Raw genomic sequence first — 18,805 nt, 5'->3', positions numbered from 1 at the left:
ATTATTATTCATTTGGATTTCGGTAGGTGATACTCACAATTTTCCCAAAATCTTTAAACTCTTTGTCTGGTCTATCAGCTATTGTTCCATTTGCCTGTATTTGATATTGGTAGACCTTACCGTTTTCTCCGCTATTAGTCGCGATATATATTCGCTTATCAAAAGCTTCATCTATAGAATTTTGCCACATATTTGCCCTGTGCACGTGGATATCTGCAATCTGCTCGCCATCTCCAAATGTTTTGATCAACTGTGCTGCATTAACATCAACATTATACAGATATAACTTGTTGTCTAAAGCATAGTAAATTTGCCCCTTCTCGGAGCGAGCATCAAATATCTTTGCTTTATCTAAACCTGGACTATTCGCTAGATTGATAGGAAGTATTCTATTGGTTATACCATCATTATATTGTGTCATTGTGTATAAATCACGTCCGGTTCCACTTTCCATAATATAATACACTTCGCCTCCAAATCCCAACATCGCACCCACGGCAGTTTTACCTACATTATTAGGATCAAAACTATCAGTTGGTCTTTGAGCAACATTGTAAAGCTCCCTCTCATTATATTTCGCCTGTAAGAACTTCTTATTGAGGTTATCATAAAAGATAATATTGCCACCACCTTTTCCATTAAACAAAAAAGGGTATAACTGATAATCGCCGTGACTATAATAAAAAGGTTGAGAGTATTGACCCGCCATCTGACCAGCAAAGTCCGGTCCCATATCTGCGTAAATCTTTCCTTTATTGATATAAAAAACGTCAGAAGGAGCATCATAATAAGACATTTTATTTCCACCAAAATAGCTGTCCCCAAAACTATTGACTCCCTGAATGAATAAGGTGTTCTTTGATCCAAGAAGACTAAACTCATCTGCCCCAAGTTGATAATGATTTACTGTAGTAGTCAACGCTAGCATCCTCAACGACTTCACGACTAAAGAATTGACCTTCTGAACTGTTCCTACCGCTTTCTCGCCATTCATTGCCTGAAACAGATCATATCCAATTTGATCATCTTTACGAATAAACCCCAACTCTGCATGATCATCTTTGTCATAGGCAACCACTAGACCTTCGTAAAATCCAGAGTTCACTGTCAACTTGAGTTCTTTAAAGTTTCGAACGCCTGTATTATTATTGATGACCGTATACAGTAAAACATATTTGCCCGCCGGAGTAAAGATCTTTTCATTCAGATCTTTGGTATTTGCAATCACCTCGCCATACGGAACTCTATCTGTATAGTCGTTTTTTTCACGAGATTCAAAGATCTTCCATTCATAAGAATAGGTATCATTACGGTCTAGAGAATAACTTATCTCTGTCGTAATATTTAAGTCAGTCAACTGTTCGACCGCATACTCTTCGCTAGCAGTCTTGATAATAGCTTCATTTATAGGAGAAACTACGTAATTATTTTTATCCTTGTAACAGCCTGTTTGCAACAGACCTACCAAGGCTATGATTAGTAAGTACTTTTTCATGATGATCAGTTGTTATGGAAAGGTTACCACTTGTTTGTTCTCGTCCAAAAGTGGTCCTCCGTGCTCTTTTTCATATTCGGTTATAGCGGCTTTGAATGCAGCTCTATAGTTCATAATCTGCGGAAAAGACAGCGATTTTTGTGAAAAATCAGAAATCCCGACCACCTCTATCATAAATCTATATTTAGCATGACTATATATACCATAATAATAGTTTTCTGCACTAGCCCACCAAGAAGGTTTAATCACCTGGTCTACAACGTGAATAGTAATCCCAGGATACGTATCAAAAGATTTTGCTCCTACACCAAAATTTTCATTTTCTTTAATCGACAATTTAAACGATTGTCGTTTCGAGGCGAGATCCTCCGAACGCAACAACACGATAGGGTAATTCATTATTATTTCCCCTTTAGGGAATACGGTCTCAGTAAGCCTAAAGTGCTTACTCTCTAGGGCTGTACTTTCTTTGTCCAGCTCCAACTCAAACGACCGGTTGCTATCATTAGGCAATCCTGTTAAAGCAATGGGTATCCAAACCGTATCAAAGTCTCCCTGTACAGCCTTACTTATAAAAGAATAAACCAGAGAATCTGCCGTGGTAAGGTCTTCTCCCTTTTTAAAGATCAATGCATTCTTCTCGGTATATGTTATATATTCATTCTTGCTGCAAGCGCACAGAATAAACAAAAGAACAACCGACAAATATAATTTGTGTATCATATCAAATTTTCTAGTATTATTTATTATTATAACTAGGATTGTACTCCTGTTCGGTAATAGGTATCGGAAACACATAGTTTTCAGGAACCACTGTACCTGCATAAAATTTAATCGAGGTTGCGCCAATCTGCTTATACCAGAAAAAGGTCTGCCCTTCTGCATAAAATTCCTTCTGATACTCCTTGGTGATCTCATCCAACAATAATCCCTCATGCACAATATTGCTTGTCGTCAAGTCTTTGACGATCCCTCTGTTTTGTCTCACAATATTGAGATAACCTAAGGCTTTGTCTATAGATGTAGCATTCTTGGCCAGAATATAATACATCTCCGAGATACGTATCAGCGGAATAGTCTGATCTTTCCTGTCTCGACTTATCTCACCACTACCCGGCTCCCAGGTCTGCCAGTATTTTGAGGGATACACTTCGTTGGCCAAAATATCTTCTCTTTCAATCAAATGGGCATACCTGTAATCAACAGGATCAGTGTCAGGGTTGGCAGGGACTTCAAAAAGACTTCGATAATTAGCATCTGGCATAGTCAACGTATAGTTACTTGCTCCACTGATAGTGTAGTGAAAATAAACATCATTCTTTTTATCCACACTACCATCAGCCCATTTGCCGATATCCTTTGCTCGTAAAGAAAAAACTAGTTCTGAGCTAAATAATCGATCTTTTCTTTTAACATCTTTAGTTGTTATGGCCGACTTTTCGACGAATGGAAACAAATCACTAGCAATGACCTTATCAGCATACTCGGATGCTTGTACACCGTCATTTATGTAATTATATACCCTAGCTTTCAGACCCAATACGGCGTAATAGTTGATCCGATATCTCCTGTATAGATCCTTATTCACCACAATTGGATCGGTTGTTGCCAATAGTTCCTCTGCCTCATCCAGGTCTCTCAAAGTCATTTCTATAACCTCTTGGCTGGTCTGAGCCTCCTTGACATTCAAGTCGTAGACGGTTCTATAGGGGATAGCTTTGGCAGAGGGATTGGACTGATAGTTTTGTCCAAATAACCGCAACAGATCAAAATGTAGGTAAGCACGCAAGGCTAACGCTTCTCCTTTGATCAGGCTGTAATTATTTTCTTTGAACAACTCCTTACGATTCTCCATCTGATTAAGCACATTATTAAGTGTGGCTATCGCTGTATAGCTTTTGTTCCAAACACTCTCCACACTAGACGAGTTTTTATAATCAAAAGTATTTGTAAGGTAAAACCGATGCGATGATTGCGTCATTGTATAGTTTTTGGCTAGCGCGCTGAGGTAGCCCATACTCAAGTTGTCACCATACAGAGACCGACCACTCATTTCGTTATACACGCCATTGAGTGCTTGTTGAAAACCTGGTTCATCTTCAAAAAGCTTATCGTCGGATACTGTGGATCTGGGAGTAACCTCCAAAAATTTTGTACAACCTGACAAAGTCAAACTGCTTATGATTACACTATATATATAATATTTAATACTCATGTCGGTGCCGTTAAAAAGTTGCGTTAATAGATAAAGAATAGACTCTTGCAAATGGATTATCGGTTCCTCTTTCGATTCTCACTGAGCTGAAACGAGCAATGTCATTCGTGACAGCCCTAACTCTTAAAGAACTTATACCCGCTCTCTTCAGAAATGTTTGGTTACTCATCAAATATCCGAGCGATATAGAATTTATATTAATTGAATTTTCATCTTCTACAAATCGTGTCGTCGTATACGTGAGCTCATTATTCGTTATATGTATCTGTCTATAGCGAGACGCGTCGCCAGGGTACTTCCATCCCAGATCATAGGCTCTCCTGTCCACATTTTCTTTAGGATTAATGTTTTCTACACGATCTACCAAAGTCTGATTATATAGCTGTCCACCAAATCTATAATCCAGTGATATCCCCAGTTCAAATCCTTTATAATAGACATTTGTTCCAAAATTACCTTGTATTTTTGGCGAAGTATCACCATAGGCTATCTTGTCTGCTGCAGACCAGTCGTAGGTCTTGGCCCCATCCTTTTTACGATATACTTCTTTTCCCGTTGCAGGATCTATACCCAAAGATTGCACAGCATACAAAGCTGTCGTGGATTGCCCTTCTTCAAATAAGAAGTTTGGGATATATTTCGATTTATCATTCTGTTTATTATTTAGCGTCTTGAGCTGATCCGATATCTCTAACAATGTATTCTTATTATGCAAACCGTTAGCAAATACGGTCCATACTGTACCTTGCGATAGATTATTAATAATCTTATATTGGATAGCTAGTTCTACTCCTTTATTCTTAATCTTTCCATAATTTTCAAAATAAGAGGAGAAACCAATTGATGGCGCTAGACTAAGCTCTGTAATAGCCTGATTAGTTATAGAATTATAGTATTCGAATCGTAAATTTAACCGGTTATTTAAAACCTCTATATCTGCTCCAATATTTAACTCTCTCTTCTCCTGCCAGCCCAAGCTTGGGTTTCCGATACCTACATGCGAAACCCCTAACTCTCCGTCATATCCATTGGCAACATCGAATTTATATTGGGTCAAAGAACTGTAGGCAGGTACTGCCAATGTCCCTGTCGACCCATATGTACTCCGAAGTTTTAATCGATTAATATGCTCATTGCCTTTAAAAAAAGGTTCATTGTGAATGTTCCATCCGAGTCCCAACGACCAAAAATCACCAAATTTTTTATCTATACCATATGCCGAAGAACCATCCCTTCTTACCGATAGATCAGCAAGATATCGATTATCATAACTATAACTACCGTTAAGTAAAAACCCTACTCGATTGGTCTTTCCTTCGACACCTGCAGGCCGACCATTAGGCTCGTACTGTGTAGCGTATAGAAGATGATCAAGATTATCAGTCAAGAAACCTAAAGTCTTGAATTTATAGCCATCATTTGCAATACTTCCTAGTTCAGCTCCTGCTGTAGCTAAAATGAGCTGTTTGTTAAATGCTTTTTTGTAGTTAAAATAAGTAGAGAATTCGTAATTCAAGTTTTCACTCTGCCCCTTAATATAACTGCCCTTCAATGCAGGATCATTTTCCTTATTAAAGGAAGTATGAGAGCCTGGTAAAAACTCATCAGATGAGCTTATTTCTTTTGTAATACCCAGCTTAGACTCTATAAAAAAGGACGGGAAGACATCATATCGAATATTGAGATTGTTTTGAACACCCAATAATTTGTTCCTATCAACAGTATTGAGTGTACCATCATACAACGGATTAGTCTGTACCGTATTAAATATGTAAGGTCCATCAGCTGTAAAATCTTCGAGATGATAATTTACGTTCCCCTGTTCATCATAGGGAGCCCAATAAGGATTCATCTTCAGATAGGTAGAAAACGAACCGTAAGGAGAAGCGTTTGATTTGGTCTGATAAAATCTTGCCGAATTACTGAAGCGGAATTTGTTGATCATATACGTAAAATCAAACTGCCCACTATAGTTAATTCTATCCTGCCCTTTCATCACTCCATTCTGAAGATTGGCCCCCGCAATAATGCTGTAGCGAATAGCCTCATCCCCCCCCGTCAGCGAGACCGACGTCCGGTTATTGATCCCAGTCTGTACAGCTAGGCTGCGCCAATCTGTATTAATACCTCCTTCAACCGCCTTTAAACGTGTGTTATATAATTGGTCTAAAGCATATTGTTGGTTAGGATCCTTATTTTCATATATTCCAACTCTCTTTTCAAAATCTAACTTTTCTCTACCGTTGAGCAGCCTATATACAGACAGATCTGGAGTAGATATACTGATATCATTAAAAACGGAAAGTCGTAGTTTTCCTGGCTCAGGGGGTACAGTATTAATTACCATTACCCCATTGGCGCCTCTTGATCCATAAATAGTAGTAGCAGACGCATCTTTGAGTATAACTACAGACGCAATAATATTTACATCTAAATCTTTGATACGCTGTATATTCACCTCGAAACCATCCAATATAAACAACGGTAGATTAGGATTAGTTGCGACATCATCTTTTAATGTAGGGAACGAATTTTGTCCTCGTATCTGAATATCAGGCATCTGATTGATATCTCCTCCAAATACATTATTGGCAACAATATTAAATGCTGGATCTAGCGCAGACACACTTTTGAAAATATCAGTGACTCCCATCTTCCGCAATTCGTCTCCTTTGATCGTCAAGGCCGATCCTGTAAAATTACCTTCTGGTCGTTCAAATATCCCTGTCACGACAACTTGGTCTAACTCGTTGTCATCTGCGACCATCCGGATCACAAAATGCTTAAAATCTGCGATTGCAATCTCTTGTGTCTTATAACCGACATAACGTATTACCAAAGTGGTGGCTCCATCGGGGAGCTGTAAAGAGAACCGACCTTTATCATCAGTCTGAACCATCGTCTTGGTACCTTTGACCTGAATGGTGACTCCCACGAGAGCCTGATCATCAAATTTGTTGGTCACGACTCCTGTAATGGGTCTTTCAAGCGTTACCTTGTCGGGGCTCGCCATAATAATAATGGCATTGTTCTTAATCTCATAGGTTAGTTCTTGTCCTTGCAGACAGGCTTCTAAGGCTTTTGAAAGCGGTTCGTTCTTAACATTTACAGAAACGGGATTCGCGTTTTTTATCAGTTTTTTATTGTAAAAAAAGTCGTATCCGGTCTGTTCCCGAATGTCATTGATAACCCTTTCTAATGGTACATTGGTTTTATTAAGGGTAATTTTTTGTGCAAAGCCGTTGGCACTTACCTGTAATATCGCCGCCGTCAGAAAAAACATAACTAGTTTCATCTTCAGCAAAAATTTATTCAGGACGTGTTTTTGACTTTCACGCCTGAAGTCTGATTTATAATTCATAAATTTAAGTCGCTTGGGTTTTATCCAAAAGTGTTTATATCCATAATTTCTTTATCCCAAAATGGGAAGGGTGGATCCGGCATTTGTGACTAGGGGTGCTACCAACACTCCTAGTTTTTCATTCCGAACCAACCATGGTCAATAATGATTATTTCATAACAATTACGCTCCTTCCTTGTACTTCAAAATGTATTTCTTTGGTTAGTTCCATGATTTCAAAAATCTCTTCTATATTCTTGTCCCGCGATATCTTTCCTTCAAAAGTCATATTGGGATCGGGTTTGACTTTATAGATCACCTCAATATCATACCATCGGGCTACTTTATCCATGATACTCTCCAGGTTGCCACTGAATTTGAAATATCCGTTTTTCCAGGCGGTTACTTCTTCCAGATCAATGCTGCTTTTCATAAGCTTCATTTTTCCTTTGGAGACCTGAACCTGTTGTCCTGGTGTCAATTTCTGGATCGCAGCATCAGTAGATACCTCTACTGCTCCTTCTAAAAGGGTGGTGATGAGAGGAAATGCTTGGTAAGCTGAGACATTGAACTTGGTACCCAACACTTTGACCTCCTGCCCTTCACTCTCGACAATGAAAGGACGAGATGCATCCTTCTGTACCTCAAAGTAGGCCTCGCCACTGAGCACGACTCGACGTTCGGATCCGCTAAATTGCACCGGATAACGCAAAGAGGATATCGAATTGAGCCATACTTTGGTCCCATCGCTCAGTGTGACACGATACTGTCCTGCGGCAGGTACAACGATTGTTGCTGAGGCATATGTGCCGGTACTGATGGTGTTTCCATCTTCATAAGTGATCCCATTGGCTTCATTAATGATACCGGACTGCGACTCGCTGAGTTGGTACTCCGAGCCATCATCCAATACGATCGTAGCTCTATTGGTGCCTGGCGCAATGGTTGTGGGTGATGTTATATTGGCTTCGGTTTTAAGCTCTTCGTTAACCCGGGTTGAGTTGGAATGAGAATAGTAATATATTCCTGTTCCTACCATAGCAAAAACTAGAACCGCCGCCGCATATCGTGCCCATCGGACAAACGGTACAGTAGGCCTAGACCGATGAATCTCCAGATCAAGACGCTGTTTGATTTTTGCTTTGATATCTTGTTTTTCTGGTTCACTTATTTTCGAAAAATCGCCACCATCCTTATCGATAAGCATATCCCGCTGTTGGAGAAACTCAATCTCTGCAGCTGTCGCTGTACCCGCCAGATAACGGGCGATTATTTCCTTTAAATATTGACTGTTTGCTTGCTCCTTCATAACTTATACCGATCCGGTTTATAGATCGGTCTATAGTATATGTGCTGGAAAACTCAGAAAGTCCCAAAAGAATATGAAAAAAATAAAATTATTTTAAAAGTGTGGTTATAATGAGAAGCGTTGTAAGGTAATGTGCATATCTTTCCTGAAGTTCTGTCTTGGCTCGTTGTAGCTGATTCTGAACGGTTTTACGAGAAATACCCAAGTCGTCTGCAATGGTTTCTGTCGACAATCCGTCTAAATAGTGCATCAGGAATATTTTTCTTCTTTTCTCAGGAAGTACTTCTATCCAGGAAGCAAGCAGCTCTTGGTATTCCTTTTCTTTGACTGCGGTATCTGCATAGATATAAGAAACCAGATACTCTTCGAAATCGAGGTAATAACGATGATCTAGAGGTAGTTTTTTGAGTTCTTTATAGGTCAAGAACCGGACTGCAGTATGTAGATATGCGGACAGTTTGTCTATTTGTAACGTTTCTCTTCTCCGCCACATATCCATAAACACTTCTTGAACGACATCCTGAGATAATTCCTTTGACCGTAACCTATTGTATGCATAGCTATAGAGGGAAGACCAATACTGATCGTAGAGATGTCCAAAAGCGACTTCGTCCCCGCTTTGCAGTTGGAGCAATAGTTCTTTTTCATCGTATGGACACACTGTGGTCATTAGATCTCGGTCAGTTAATCGGGCTAAACTTAACAAATATTTTACAGATGGTTAAGATTTGTAATCAAAAAAACCGAGCAGGGGCCTCTATCATATAAGCAGAAACGCTTTGTGATGGAGGTTCAGATGATTGTCACACCGATCATCAAACTATTTCGGAATACAATACATATATCCCAAAAACACTTAGGGCGGTTTGATCAAACCGCCCTAAGTAACAACTAAAAAAACTAATTGGTCACGTTAAAAAACGTATACTCCAATTTCAGAAATACCCCGCCTTTTATCGGGCGATGTACGGAACCGTACAGCTCCTTTTGGTAGGCTACATCTATACGGGCCTGACTATTGATAATAAATTGTACAGCCGGTACGATGTCCATATAGGAACGACCGTTCTTTGTTATAGTCTGCCCTACTAGTTCTATCATGGCATTGATATTGGTCTGCTTGTAACTTTTATAGCGGTTGGGGTGCATTAACCTTCCTGCCGAAAAAGTATAATTGATGGCATCTCTTCCATATAACTCGGGAAAGTCGTTGCCGTCATTGTCCAAGGCACGTCCATAGCTGACATTGGAGCTGAGTGCCAGCTTCTTGATAAGCTGCGTGGCAACCAAACCGACTTCAAAACCGGAGTTCTTGCCCATGAGATCTATGGACTCCTGGTGGATAGCGCTCTTGTTCCAGCTGTATCTTCCGAAGGCCGCCATCCGGAAATGGCTCTGTAAATCATCTACAGAATAGAAACGATACTTGGCATAAGCGCTGGCACCAGCTAGGTTCATGCCATTTGTGGCATTGTCAAAATAGCTGGAAGCACGGACCATAAGGCTCTTATTGATCCCCCATGTTACTTCGGGAGATAGGCCGTAGATATAATTATCTTTTATGTCATTCTTGATTAATGATTGACCTACACGTACGCTAAGTGAACCGGCCGGCACATTGCTGGCCGGTTCTGTTACTACAAATAATTCCTGCGCGTATGCAGCTATAGTGCTGCATACGAAAAAAAACATGACGATATACCTCATACTACAATGCTACTATATGGTATACTTTATCGTTTTCTGAGGAATAGCTACCATGTTTTGCATAGGTCTTTGATAGCTTCTTATACTCTTTTTGTGTTACAAAGCCTTTGTCAACGACTCTATACTGGTTTGAGCTGGCTTTCTTGTCTTCGATAAATACTAAAGAGTCATCTCCAACAGCAACTTGTTGCGCAGCTGCAGCTTCAGGTGACAAGGTCAAAACCATGGAACCGACAAAGAAGCCTGCTTTTTCAACAGCATCCTTTAGCACTTTAGGACTTACCGTTTGGTTTTCATTGAAAGAAATCGTAAAAGTATTGGTATTCAAATCTGTAGCAACATCAGCTATCTGCGACAACGATTTTAACTGCTTATTGATGGCATTGGAGCACATCGAGCAGGTAAGCCCTGTAGCCATGATATCTACTTTTGAAATCTGTGCATAACCAGCAAAACTGGTAAATAATAAACCTAAACCTGCTATAAATGATTTTATTGTGAAAGTGTTCATCTCTATTTATTGTTTAATTTGTGAAATAATTTGTTCTTCTGTAGGGTTGATTGCTATGAGCATGCCTGAGCTGTCAAATAAATAGACTGCCGGCAATGCCTCGACTCCAAACATCTGGGCAGACGGTGCATCAAATCCTTTTGGATCGATCAATTGTACATGCTTCAATCCGTCTTTTTGAATAGCCTGAAGCCATTTCTCATTGTCGGTATCTATAGAAATCCCTACGATTTCAAAATTCTGTTTTTTGTACTTATCGTACATTTTTACAAGGTGCTTGTTGGCTTTTCGGCATGGTAAGCACCAAGAGGCCCAAAAATCAACCAAAACCGTCTTTCCTACAAAGGAAGAAAGTGCTGTCTCAGTATTTTTATCATTCGGCAATGTAATATCGGGAAGTGTGTCTCCTATTTTTAGCTGCGCATAAGAACTTGGGACAGCTAGAAACAGGATCACGACAACCCATAAAAATTTTATTGGCTTCATAATAATCCGACATTTATATCTTGTGTATAAGAATGCGGCATTAACGCTCAGGATTCTTTACATAAGATGCTTATAAAATGAATGAATATGACCTAAAAAGGTCTTAGAACAAGACAGACCATGGGCTGTCCAACAAAAAATCTAGCTTATTTTTGGGGGTAGCCAGATGCTGTCCGCATCGTTGGGATGAAATATTTCTACGTAAAAATATTTTTGCTTTTTCGCTGAAAACTCGAAAATGGCAACATCATCCGTGACACTTGGTATCAAAGGTGGTTTTACATCGACTACGTAAGATACACAGGAACAGTGTTTACAACCTCCTTTGCAATTGTGTGTTTTGGTCGCTTCCTTTTTTTTCTCCTTGCAGCACGATTTTTCGGAAGACATTTTCTTACAACATACCTTGATGGCCTCAACAGGTCGGGCCATAGCTGATTGAGGCCCCATAAAAAGGGCTATAACAGCGAATAACAGTATGTAAATCTTCTTTACCATCTTTGTAAAGGATAAAGGTAGCACTTTTTAAAGCTCTTTCTACCAAAAGCACTGTAATCATACTGATACATTTAATTCTTAAATTAAGGTAAAAAGCACGTATAGATAAAATTGTGGCTATCTTTGTAGTTATTCTAGTTTGCGAACCAAAAACATAACATTATCGTATGATTTTTAAAGCACTACGATCAAATATCGATGTCGAGGACAGTTTGTTCAACGATCTGTATCCTTCGCATATAAAGGATCTTGCAGATCGTCATTGGACCCCTGTGGCTGTCGCTAAGCTTGCCGCAGAGTACCTGGTACAGGATGGTAAGAAGAAGGTGCTGGATATCGGCGCTGGTGTCGGCAAATTCTGCCTTGTAGGCGCTTCGTGTACGGATGGTATGTTCTATGGAATCGAACAACGGGAGTCTTTAATAAAGCTTTCTACGGATATTGCTGAAAAGTATGATATACAGAATGTGGAATTTATGCATGGTAATATCAGTGAGGTAAACTTTGCAGACTACGATGCCTTTTATTTCTACAATTCTTTCTACGAAAATATAGACACCTCCTGTCCGATTGATGATCTAATTCCGACGGATACAAAACTGTTTAAGGTCTATACAAGGTATCTAAAAAATGAGCTGAATCAACTACCTATCGGTACCCGCCTGGCAACATACTGGGGTACCTGGGACGAGGTGCCCCGAAGCTTTGAACTGGATGGTTCAGCCTGCAATGGCATGTTGAACTTCTGGAAGAAAACAGTCTAACTTTACATTTGAATATAAAAGGTATTTTCACTAGATAGGTTTAACTGCTTATATCGTTGAAACAAAAGAGAACCTGACGTATTATTCCGCTCTGCTCTTACCCTAAATTCTTCGAAAATAGCGCCACTTTTATCAATATCATTTCCCCGTACCGCAACATCGACTTTTATTTCTTGCGAAGGACTTTCTTTGACACTAAGGTGCTCTTTTGGAATACGTAACTCCATAATAAACCGATCGTTTCCCTGCAAGTTCTCTAAAGATCGTACGACAGGTACAGCAGACTTGGTAGATATTGAATATTTACCATTAGCAATAATCCCTAAATCATTATAAATAGGGATAGTGTCACTTTTTATATGGGGCAATAGATCGACCACTAAATAATCGAAATCATAATCAATTCCATTATTGATGTTTCTTTTACATGCAGGATAAGTAACAGCCAGTTCTTTTCCAACAGTACTAAAATGAATCTGAACACCTCCCAATTGAATGGCTTTCTTGGCATTATAGGTTTTATCAATAGTCATATAGACAAAAGTTGAATCTTGTTTGAATGCCATCCGGAGTTCATTAACATCATCTTGTAAATACTGGGTGTCGGACCAGTCTATTAGATTCGTATCAATTGCGGTTGCTTCACCCCATGTACAGACATATGTATTCTTATTCTGTGCTGCAACTCCCAAATAACAAGTAAAAAACATTACAAATAAAACTATACGCATAACAAAAAATATAATTCGTTGACTAAAAAATGAACAATTTATTCCAACACATAATCGATCCAAGTTTCCGACCAGGTATCTACATGTAAAAAATAAGCTTTCATCTCTTGTGTACCATAAAATGTTGAATTTAATATTGGCGAAACCCGACCTGGGGGAATCGCTACTAGACGCTGTCCCATTAATAAGATGAGGATTGCGATATTAGTACCTTTTTCTAAACCAAAATGTAGCTTTGGCAAAGTAATCTTCCCTTCAAAAATAAAATTAGTTTTTTCGTCACTTTCTTTTCCTGCGACTGCTTTCATTATTCCACTAGCTCCTATTCCAAATTCATTAGATACGTCATATTCTCCAGTTGATATATCTTTAAAATCCTTAATTTCTAACCTCTCCCAATTCTCCGCTTTTTTGACAATTGGGTACCTTATTACCGGAATATCCAAAGTATCTTTACACCCTTTGAGATTAAAATAAATCTTAATCCCTCCTGGCATTTTGACTTTTACAGCATACTCATCTTTGAATAGGGATATATAGAGATTGTTCTCATCTTGGTCTAGCTTATAATACAGCATCGCTTCTTTGTCATAGGTCATTCCTTTTTTGGGGTTGGTCTGTGCAATGGAAGAAGATATAAAGAAAAGGGATAGTAATAAAACAACTGTTTTCATGATTTTACTTCAGCTCATAATCAATCCAGGTATGTGTCCAGGTGTCTACATCCAAAAAGAAAGCTTTGGATTCTGCAGTCGAGTTTACCCCCGTAGATACGGTGAAAGGGGAGACTACTCCCGAAGGACGGGCAAAAAGACGAATACCCCGCAATAGTACCATTATGTACAATTGTTTATTTCCTCCCATCCTGAACTGCTCAAGTGGAATGCTTATCCTGCCTTCGAAAATCGAGCGATCCCTAGCATACCGGTTCTTTTCGGGATTCTCCGTGATCCTGGTTTCCCCAGTAATGCCATACTCGTTGTACACGGATATCTCCCCATCGGGAATATCCCGAAAGCCGTAGGCAGCGATGATCTCATAGTCTCTCTTAGGATGCTTGTACACCGGATAGACGATACTTGGTACATGGAGAGTATCTTTCTTACCAGCCGTATTGAAAAACAACTTTATCCCACCCACATCAATCGCCTTTCCGGCATACTCATCTTTGTAAAAATGCAGATAGAGATATTGATCATCATGACTGATATGGTAATACATAGCATTTTCCTTGTCATAGGTCATCCCTTTTTTGGGGTTGGTCTGTGCAAAAGACTTAAAAACATAAAAGAAGCACAAGACTACAATAATTGAAACTATTCTCATTGTTATTATAAATATTTTAAAAAATAAGGGGTCAAATAAAAAATTAATAATCCTGCATCCGCATATACGGACAATTAACAGCAAAATTAGTCGCTGTGAATGGCCAACCACAAGTCCATGTTGAAGAATCATATATCAGCCCATCCAGACATTGATGCGCTTCAGTAACTCCATCGTAGCAAATATAAAACCATCTGCAATCTGAATAGTTTGTATAAAATCCGTTTGATAAACCGTACTTACTACAATGATCCAGATTAATATCAATGATCCAATCCGCCTTTGCCGTATTGACTATCAATAGGCTCGAAAGGCATACCATACTGTATAAAATTCTTTTTTTCATAATACAAAAATTTAAAATTGTTAAATATTTATTTATTCTTTACGACCCCTTCAATAGTAAAAACGGCTGGTTCGTCCAAAACATTGGAAAAAAACGTCACCTGTTGAATATAGTTTCCGATATTGCGAAGCTCATAAGTTAGCGCTACCGTACCTTGTCCTCCTGGCGGTATTGGTTTTTTATCCCAATTTGCACTTACACAATTACAAGAAGGCACCACTTCTGTCAATAGTAAATCTTTAACGCCTACATTTTTTACCTTGACAACCACCGTCTTTTTATCGGATGGCTGCCCTTCGCCAAATTGTAAGGTATATTTATCCAACTCCAGCTTCGGCCCCAACTATCTATGAACTGCAGTTCTTCAGTAGAAATTAAATTCTTCTTTAAACCCGTATAAAGAAATTGATCTACATTAGCATTATAAGTACGAAACAACTGGTCCAACAATTCCTTCTCCTTTGTAAACTGGTATAGTAAATACGTATTGAAGAAATAAGGATAGGCATTAACACTCTTCCTCAGACGATCTAACTCATCTGGATCCAAAGACTCTTTTTTCTCATAGTCAAGATAAGACTGGATCTGTGTGTTTAAAAAGTCAATCTTTACTGCAGAGGAAACCTCCTTTGCTTCGTATTGATTTAGAAAAAGACCTTTGCCATCGTCAAAAAATATTCTTTTATTGAACGTATTTTGAAAAGCTTCTTTCAAAACATTTAGTCTAGCCCCCTTAACAAAACCGACTAATTCGTTTTGGGGATTTGTAATCAATATAAGCGGATAGGAAAATTCCCGTAGCAGTTGTTCCAACCATTTGTTTTCGCTTTTTGTCAGATCCACCGACCTAAATAATACATTTGGAGGCAGACCGGAGAAACTGGCCATCTTTTCTTTTACAAAGCCACATAAATCACATTTCGAAATGCCCAATATGGTCACAATATAATTGCTTCTATCGGCATTGTCTTTCTCCAAAAATTCGGTGAACGTCCTATTCTCCTGAAAGTCGAATTTTGCAATTACTTTTTTCTCCTTAGCACAGCTTACCGATAAAAATAAGAAGAACACATAGGTAAATATCTTTATCATAACATTGAAGTATATAACTTTTTCTAAAAAAAGATCTGAATTCAGTCTCAGCATGAACATTGTCTATAATTTGATTTTTCTTAAACTTAAAAATTACAAGTTCGCCGATTGCGATGCCGGTTTAATTCCTGCGTTAGTTCGGTATAGATTCTTACCTATACAGCGAACAACCTAAGTTCAATTATTCTGTGAAATCGTATTTCGACCCTTATTGGGTTTTGGTAGCCAACCGATAGATGCCTTTTAATTCCGTAGCTCTGTATAAATCCACATCCTTGTTGTATTGACTCTCTATTTGTGCTCCGGAAAATTTCTGTACAATCCGACCATCAGATGTCATTACATTCCCCGTTCCTCTAGACACTCCAACAAAAGTTGCTGGAGGAATAATTCCGCGAAGTCTGAGTTTATAATCTACTGCCTTTGACTCCCCTTCAACTAATTTTATATCAAAGTATTCTAGCGGAATACCAAACTCTACTATATAGTAAAGTTCACCGTCTTCTTTATAAAGTTCTGTATATTCTACATTGGATGAGATGCCCACATGAATACCGTATTCGTTGATTATAGGTATTGTTTTGGTTAATACATTTTCTATACCGCCTATCTCTATTTCTTTAAGATCAATGAGATTCCAAGGTTTGTCTGGATGTGATACGATCTCAGGATTGGCACGCCTATCATAGGTAAAATCGTAAGGAAAGACTATAGATACTGGCTGCTTCTTTTGATTCATTACTTCTAATGTAATTCCCCCGTTGAAAATTTTACTAGTTCGATTTGAGTTCACCGCCAAATACAAATAGGTATCATCATTTGCCAGACTGTAGGCTATATGTGTATCGTCATTATACGCCTGTAAAGGCTGCTGCCATTCGTCCAATTTACCATCGGCCTCAAAGCCCTCCATCCAGATGCTGGTTTGTTGTACCTGAGGCTGTTTGTTCTTTTGCGCATAGCCCTGTGTCAGCATACCAGCAAACACAATGGTAAAGAAAGTAAGTTTATACTGCATAGTTGTTGTTTTTTAAGTAAGAGAATTAATCAGGCTTAGTCGCTAAGCGGTAAGTGCCTGTGAGTTTAGTAGGAGAAGCCGAATCCACCGCTTTCATATCCTTATCATTTCGTATTCGGGGTGTATCATTTGGATCATAACCTGCGGGCATAATTGGTTTCTGACCAATAGGCTGATTCACTTTGATTCCACGTAATGTAATTATATACTCTACCATCCCATCATCCGAAAAAGGTAAATACTGTATAGGTATAGCAATTTCTATATTATAAAAATCTGCGCCATTTCTATAAATTTCAGTCTCAATAGTTTCTTTTTCGATACCTGCTTCGACTCCATACTCATTAGTCAAATATATGATAGAGTCACGACCTTGGGTCAGCCCAACTGTTTCAATTTTATCAAAATCTGCTAGTACCCTCGGCTGTGTATTATCATTGAAGGCTTTCATAATAAGTTCATCAGAAGACATATCATACGTTGGGTTATAAGGATACGTTATCTCAATATTATTCTTTCCTTTTAATAATAAGGACACTCCTCCCCTAAAAACCTTTTGCGTACGATTGGTTTTCACTGCCAAGTACAGATACTGATCATCATTTGCCAAACTGTAGGCTATATGCGTGTCGTCATTATACGCCTGCAAAGGCTGCTGCCATTCGTCCAACTTACCATCGGCTTCAAAGCCCTCCATCCAGATGCTGTTTTGTTGTACCTGAGGCTGTTTGTTCTTTTGCGCATAGCCCTGTGTCAGCATACCAGCAAACACAATGGTAAAGAAAGTAAGTTTATACTGCATAGTTATTTCATTAAGTAACCTAATTAATCAGGCTTAGTCGCTAAGCGGTAAGTATCCCAAAAGTCAGTCCAGTCGTTAGAATCATTGATATCCCTAACCATCATCTCAATTTCTTCGCGACTTGTATTAGGAACATCTTTAAATTGCTCAAAGGTAAAATACATACCTGCTCTCCCTCTTTTTGCCGGAGAATCTTCTCGAAACCCTCGCAACAAAATATTAAAGCTTATCATCTCCTTGGCTTTGAGCTTCAACAGACTCAGCGGAATCGCCAACTCATAACAATAGGTATCTTCTTTCTCATCCTCTGCTTTAAATTTCGTCCAGCCCACTTGAATCCCATATTCGTTATAAATATTCAGTTTAGATTCCTTAATCCCTTCAAAATTATCTATTTCCAATACAGTCCACTCCTTTTCGGGGACTTTACGCGATCCATCCACTGCCCGCGGGAAAGTTATCCAAGGCTCATTTGCACGATTTTTTTTTCCTTTTCGATTCACAGTAAACATTAGGCCTCCCCAATTGAATATCTTTCCCGCATGTTTATTTTTCCGAACAGCGAGATATAGAAAATTTTCATCATTGGCCATAGTATACCATAGCCATGTTGATTCATCATATACGAATTCTTCTCCTTTCCATTCCGCCAACTCACCGTCGATAACTACAGATTCTTTCCAACATGATGAAATCTGAGCTTCACTTTTATTCAAAAGCATAATGAAAAGACATGTAATTGAAATTATCTTTTTCATATCCTATAAATAAGACTTTGTAATCAAAGTATAGGGATAGGTTACCGCAACATTTTTATCATCTTTGACCATTTCCAATGTGATGCCTCCTGTAAATATCTTGCTTGTTCTATCTGATTTCACTGCCAAGTACAGATACTGATCATCATTTGCCAAACTGTAGGCTATATGCGTGTCGTCATTATACGCCTGCAAAGGCTGCTGCCATTCGTCCAACTTACCATCGGCCTCAAAGCCCTCCATCCAGATGCTGGTTTGTTGTACCTGAGGCTGTTTGTTCTTTTGCGCATAGCTCTGTGTCAGCATACCAGCAAACACAATGGTAAAGAAAGTAAGTTTATACTGCATAGTTGTTGTTTTTTAAGTAAGAGAATTAATCAGGCTTAGTCGCTAAGCGGTAAGTGCCT

At 38.8% G+C, this 18,805-nt stretch carries 20 protein-coding genes; 1 reads left to right on the top strand and 19 read right to left on the bottom strand.

Annotation, left to right across the window (positions count from 1 at the left end; translation table 11 throughout):
* Positions 1-4: 4 nt before the first annotated feature.
* From M472_RS40250 to M472_RS40215, 9 genes are all read right to left on the bottom strand, one after another.
* Complete coding sequence (locus M472_RS40250; protein ID WP_021071690.1) at positions 5-1,495, bottom strand: PKD-like family lipoprotein; 1,491 nt, start codon at positions 1,493-1,495, stop codon at positions 5-7.
* A 12-nt stretch (positions 1,496-1,507) separates the two neighbouring features.
* Positions 1,508-2,218: a DUF4843 domain-containing protein gene (locus M472_RS40245; RefSeq protein ID WP_021071689.1), complete on the bottom strand. Its 711-nt coding sequence runs from the start codon at positions 2,216-2,218 to the stop codon at positions 1,508-1,510.
* 16 nt (positions 2,219-2,234) lie between these two features.
* Positions 2,235-3,710: a RagB/SusD family nutrient uptake outer membrane protein gene (locus tag M472_RS40240; protein WP_021071688.1), complete on the bottom strand. Its 1,476-nt coding sequence runs from the start codon at positions 3,708-3,710 to the stop codon at positions 2,235-2,237.
* 10 nt (positions 3,711-3,720) lie between these two features.
* The gene (locus M472_RS40235; RefSeq protein ID WP_158499935.1) at positions 3,721-7,005 is read right to left on the bottom strand and encodes a SusC/RagA family TonB-linked outer membrane protein; all 3,285 of its coding nucleotides are present in this window, start codon (positions 7,003-7,005) and stop codon (positions 3,721-3,723) included.
* A 214-nt stretch (positions 7,006-7,219) separates the two neighbouring features.
* Positions 7,220-8,359, bottom strand: coding sequence for a FecR family protein (locus M472_RS0123050; protein WP_021071686.1), 1,140 nt, complete (start codon positions 8,357-8,359; stop codon positions 7,220-7,222).
* 88 nt (positions 8,360-8,447) lie between these two features.
* Positions 8,448-9,029, bottom strand: coding sequence for an RNA polymerase sigma factor (locus tag M472_RS40230; protein WP_021071685.1), 582 nt, complete (start codon positions 9,027-9,029; stop codon positions 8,448-8,450).
* Between the two features lie 230 nt (positions 9,030-9,259).
* A complete protein-coding gene (locus M472_RS40225; protein ID WP_022829433.1) occupies positions 9,260-10,066 on the bottom strand; it encodes a hypothetical protein in 807 nt (268 codons plus the stop codon).
* Between the two features lies 1 nt (position 10,067).
* The gene (locus M472_RS40220; RefSeq protein ID WP_021071683.1) at positions 10,068-10,577 is read right to left on the bottom strand and encodes a heavy-metal-associated domain-containing protein; all 510 of its coding nucleotides are present in this window, start codon (positions 10,575-10,577) and stop codon (positions 10,068-10,070) included.
* A gap of 6 nt (positions 10,578-10,583) precedes the next feature.
* Positions 10,584-11,063, bottom strand: a complete 480-nt coding sequence (locus M472_RS40215; RefSeq protein ID WP_021071682.1) for a TlpA family protein disulfide reductase — start codon at positions 11,061-11,063, stop codon at positions 10,584-10,586.
* A gap of 665 nt (positions 11,064-11,728) precedes the next feature.
* Between M472_RS40215 and M472_RS40205 the strand changes: the two genes are divergently transcribed.
* Positions 11,729-12,325: a methyltransferase domain-containing protein gene (locus M472_RS40205; RefSeq protein WP_021071680.1), complete on the top strand. Its 597-nt coding sequence runs from the start codon at positions 11,729-11,731 to the stop codon at positions 12,323-12,325.
* Between the two features lie 2 nt (positions 12,326-12,327).
* Here the strand turns inward: M472_RS40205 and M472_RS40200 are convergent, their stop codons facing one another.
* The 10 genes from M472_RS40200 to M472_RS40160 all read right to left on the bottom strand — a co-directional run bounded on the left by M472_RS40200 (position 12,328) and on the right by M472_RS40160 (position 18,746).
* The gene (locus M472_RS40200) at positions 12,328-13,056 is read right to left on the bottom strand and encodes a hypothetical protein (RefSeq protein WP_158499934.1); all 729 of its coding nucleotides are present in this window, start codon (positions 13,054-13,056) and stop codon (positions 12,328-12,330) included.
* Positions 13,057-13,094: 38 nt separating this feature from the next.
* A complete protein-coding gene (locus tag M472_RS40195; RefSeq protein ID WP_021071678.1) occupies positions 13,095-13,730 on the bottom strand; it encodes a hypothetical protein in 636 nt (211 codons plus the stop codon).
* 4 nt (positions 13,731-13,734) lie between these two features.
* Complete coding sequence (locus M472_RS40190) at positions 13,735-14,382, bottom strand: hypothetical protein (RefSeq protein WP_021071677.1); 648 nt, start codon at positions 14,380-14,382, stop codon at positions 13,735-13,737.
* A 43-nt stretch (positions 14,383-14,425) separates the two neighbouring features.
* Positions 14,426-14,704 carry a chitin binding peritrophin-A domain-containing protein gene (locus tag M472_RS46015; RefSeq protein WP_394330234.1) on the bottom strand — a complete coding sequence of 93 codons (279 nt, stop codon included), beginning with the start codon at positions 14,702-14,704 and terminating at the stop codon, positions 14,426-14,428.
* A 52-nt stretch (positions 14,705-14,756) separates the two neighbouring features.
* Complete coding sequence (locus M472_RS40185) at positions 14,757-15,053, bottom strand: DUF1573 domain-containing protein (protein ID WP_158499933.1); 297 nt, start codon at positions 15,051-15,053, stop codon at positions 14,757-14,759.
* Positions 14,984-15,820, bottom strand: a complete 837-nt coding sequence (locus M472_RS40180; protein WP_144062774.1) for a hypothetical protein — start codon at positions 15,818-15,820, stop codon at positions 14,984-14,986. Before M472_RS40180 ends, M472_RS40185 begins: the two co-directional genes overlap by 70 nt.
* A gap of 208 nt (positions 15,821-16,028) precedes the next feature.
* Positions 16,029-16,838: a hypothetical protein gene (locus M472_RS40175; RefSeq protein WP_021071674.1), complete on the bottom strand. Its 810-nt coding sequence runs from the start codon at positions 16,836-16,838 to the stop codon at positions 16,029-16,031.
* 25 nt (positions 16,839-16,863) lie between these two features.
* Positions 16,864-17,640 (bottom strand): hypothetical protein, encoded by a 777-nt coding sequence (locus M472_RS40170; RefSeq protein ID WP_021071673.1) that lies wholly within the window; start codon positions 17,638-17,640, stop codon positions 16,864-16,866.
* Between the two features lie 23 nt (positions 17,641-17,663).
* Positions 17,664-18,362 carry a hypothetical protein gene (locus M472_RS40165; RefSeq protein ID WP_021071672.1) on the bottom strand — a complete coding sequence of 233 codons (699 nt, stop codon included), beginning with the start codon at positions 18,360-18,362 and terminating at the stop codon, positions 17,664-17,666.
* A 39-nt stretch (positions 18,363-18,401) separates the two neighbouring features.
* On the bottom strand, positions 18,402-18,746 hold the full coding sequence (locus tag M472_RS40160; RefSeq protein WP_021071671.1) for a hypothetical protein: 345 nt from the start codon (positions 18,744-18,746) through the stop codon (positions 18,402-18,404).
* Positions 18,747-18,805 lie beyond the last annotated feature (59 nt).

It is taken from the genome of Sphingobacterium paucimobilis HER1398 (assembly GCF_000416985.1).
Classification (GTDB): domain Bacteria; phylum Bacteroidota; class Bacteroidia; order Sphingobacteriales; family Sphingobacteriaceae; genus Sphingobacterium; species Sphingobacterium paucimobilis.
This window is presented reverse-complemented; position numbering and strand designations above follow the sequence as displayed.

Excerpts from the sequence above, each read along its gene's own strand:
- M472_RS40230 (WP_021071685.1), bottom strand. The coding sequence starts at position 9,029 with ATGACCACAGTGTGTCCATACGATGAAAAAGAACTATTGCTCCAACTG.
- M472_RS40245 (WP_021071689.1), bottom strand. The coding sequence starts at position 2,218 with ATGATACACAAATTATATTTGTCGGTTGTTCTTTTGTTTATTCTGTGC.
- M472_RS40180 (WP_144062774.1), bottom strand. The coding sequence starts at position 15,820 with ATGATAAAGATATTTACCTATGTGTTCTTCTTATTTTTATCGGTAAGC.
- M472_RS40235 (WP_158499935.1), bottom strand. The coding sequence starts at position 7,005 with ATGAAACTAGTTATGTTTTTTCTGACGGCGGCGATATTACAGGTAAGT.
- M472_RS40190 (WP_021071677.1), bottom strand. The coding sequence starts at position 14,382 with ATGAGAATAGTTTCAATTATTGTAGTCTTGTGCTTCTTTTATGTTTTT.
- M472_RS40250 (WP_021071690.1), bottom strand. The coding sequence starts at position 1,495 with ATGAAAAAGTACTTACTAATCATAGCCTTGGTAGGTCTGTTGCAAACA.
- M472_RS40170 (WP_021071673.1), bottom strand. The coding sequence starts at position 17,640 with ATGCAGTATAAACTTACTTTCTTTACCATTGTGTTTGCTGGTATGCTG.
- M472_RS40200 (WP_158499934.1), bottom strand. The coding sequence starts at position 13,056 with ATGCGTATAGTTTTATTTGTAATGTTTTTTACTTGTTATTTGGGAGTT.
- M472_RS46015 (WP_394330234.1), bottom strand. The coding sequence starts at position 14,704 with ATGGTATGCCTTTCGAGCCTATTGATAGTCAATACGGCAAAGGCGGAT.
- M472_RS40215 (WP_021071682.1), bottom strand. The coding sequence starts at position 11,063 with ATGAAGCCAATAAAATTTTTATGGGTTGTCGTGATCCTGTTTCTAGCT.
- M472_RS40220 (WP_021071683.1), bottom strand. The coding sequence starts at position 10,577 with ATGAACACTTTCACAATAAAATCATTTATAGCAGGTTTAGGTTTATTA.
- M472_RS0123050 (WP_021071686.1), bottom strand. The coding sequence starts at position 8,359 with ATGAAGGAGCAAGCAAACAGTCAATATTTAAAGGAAATAATCGCCCGT.
- M472_RS40160 (WP_021071671.1), bottom strand. The coding sequence starts at position 18,746 with ATGCAGTATAAACTTACTTTCTTTACCATTGTGTTTGCTGGTATGCTG.
- M472_RS40165 (WP_021071672.1), bottom strand. The coding sequence starts at position 18,362 with ATGCTTTTGAATAAAAGTGAAGCTCAGATTTCATCATGTTGGAAAGAA.
- M472_RS40175 (WP_021071674.1), bottom strand. The coding sequence starts at position 16,838 with ATGCAGTATAAACTTACTTTCTTTACCATTGTGTTTGCTGGTATGCTG.
- M472_RS40240 (WP_021071688.1), bottom strand. The coding sequence starts at position 3,710 with ATGAGTATTAAATATTATATATATAGTGTAATCATAAGCAGTTTGACT.
- M472_RS40205 (WP_021071680.1), top strand. The coding sequence starts at position 11,729 with ATGATTTTTAAAGCACTACGATCAAATATCGATGTCGAGGACAGTTTG.
- M472_RS40225 (WP_022829433.1), bottom strand. The coding sequence starts at position 10,066 with ATGAGGTATATCGTCATGTTTTTTTTCGTATGCAGCACTATAGCTGCA.
- M472_RS40195 (WP_021071678.1), bottom strand. The coding sequence starts at position 13,730 with ATGAAAACAGTTGTTTTATTACTATCCCTTTTCTTTATATCTTCTTCC.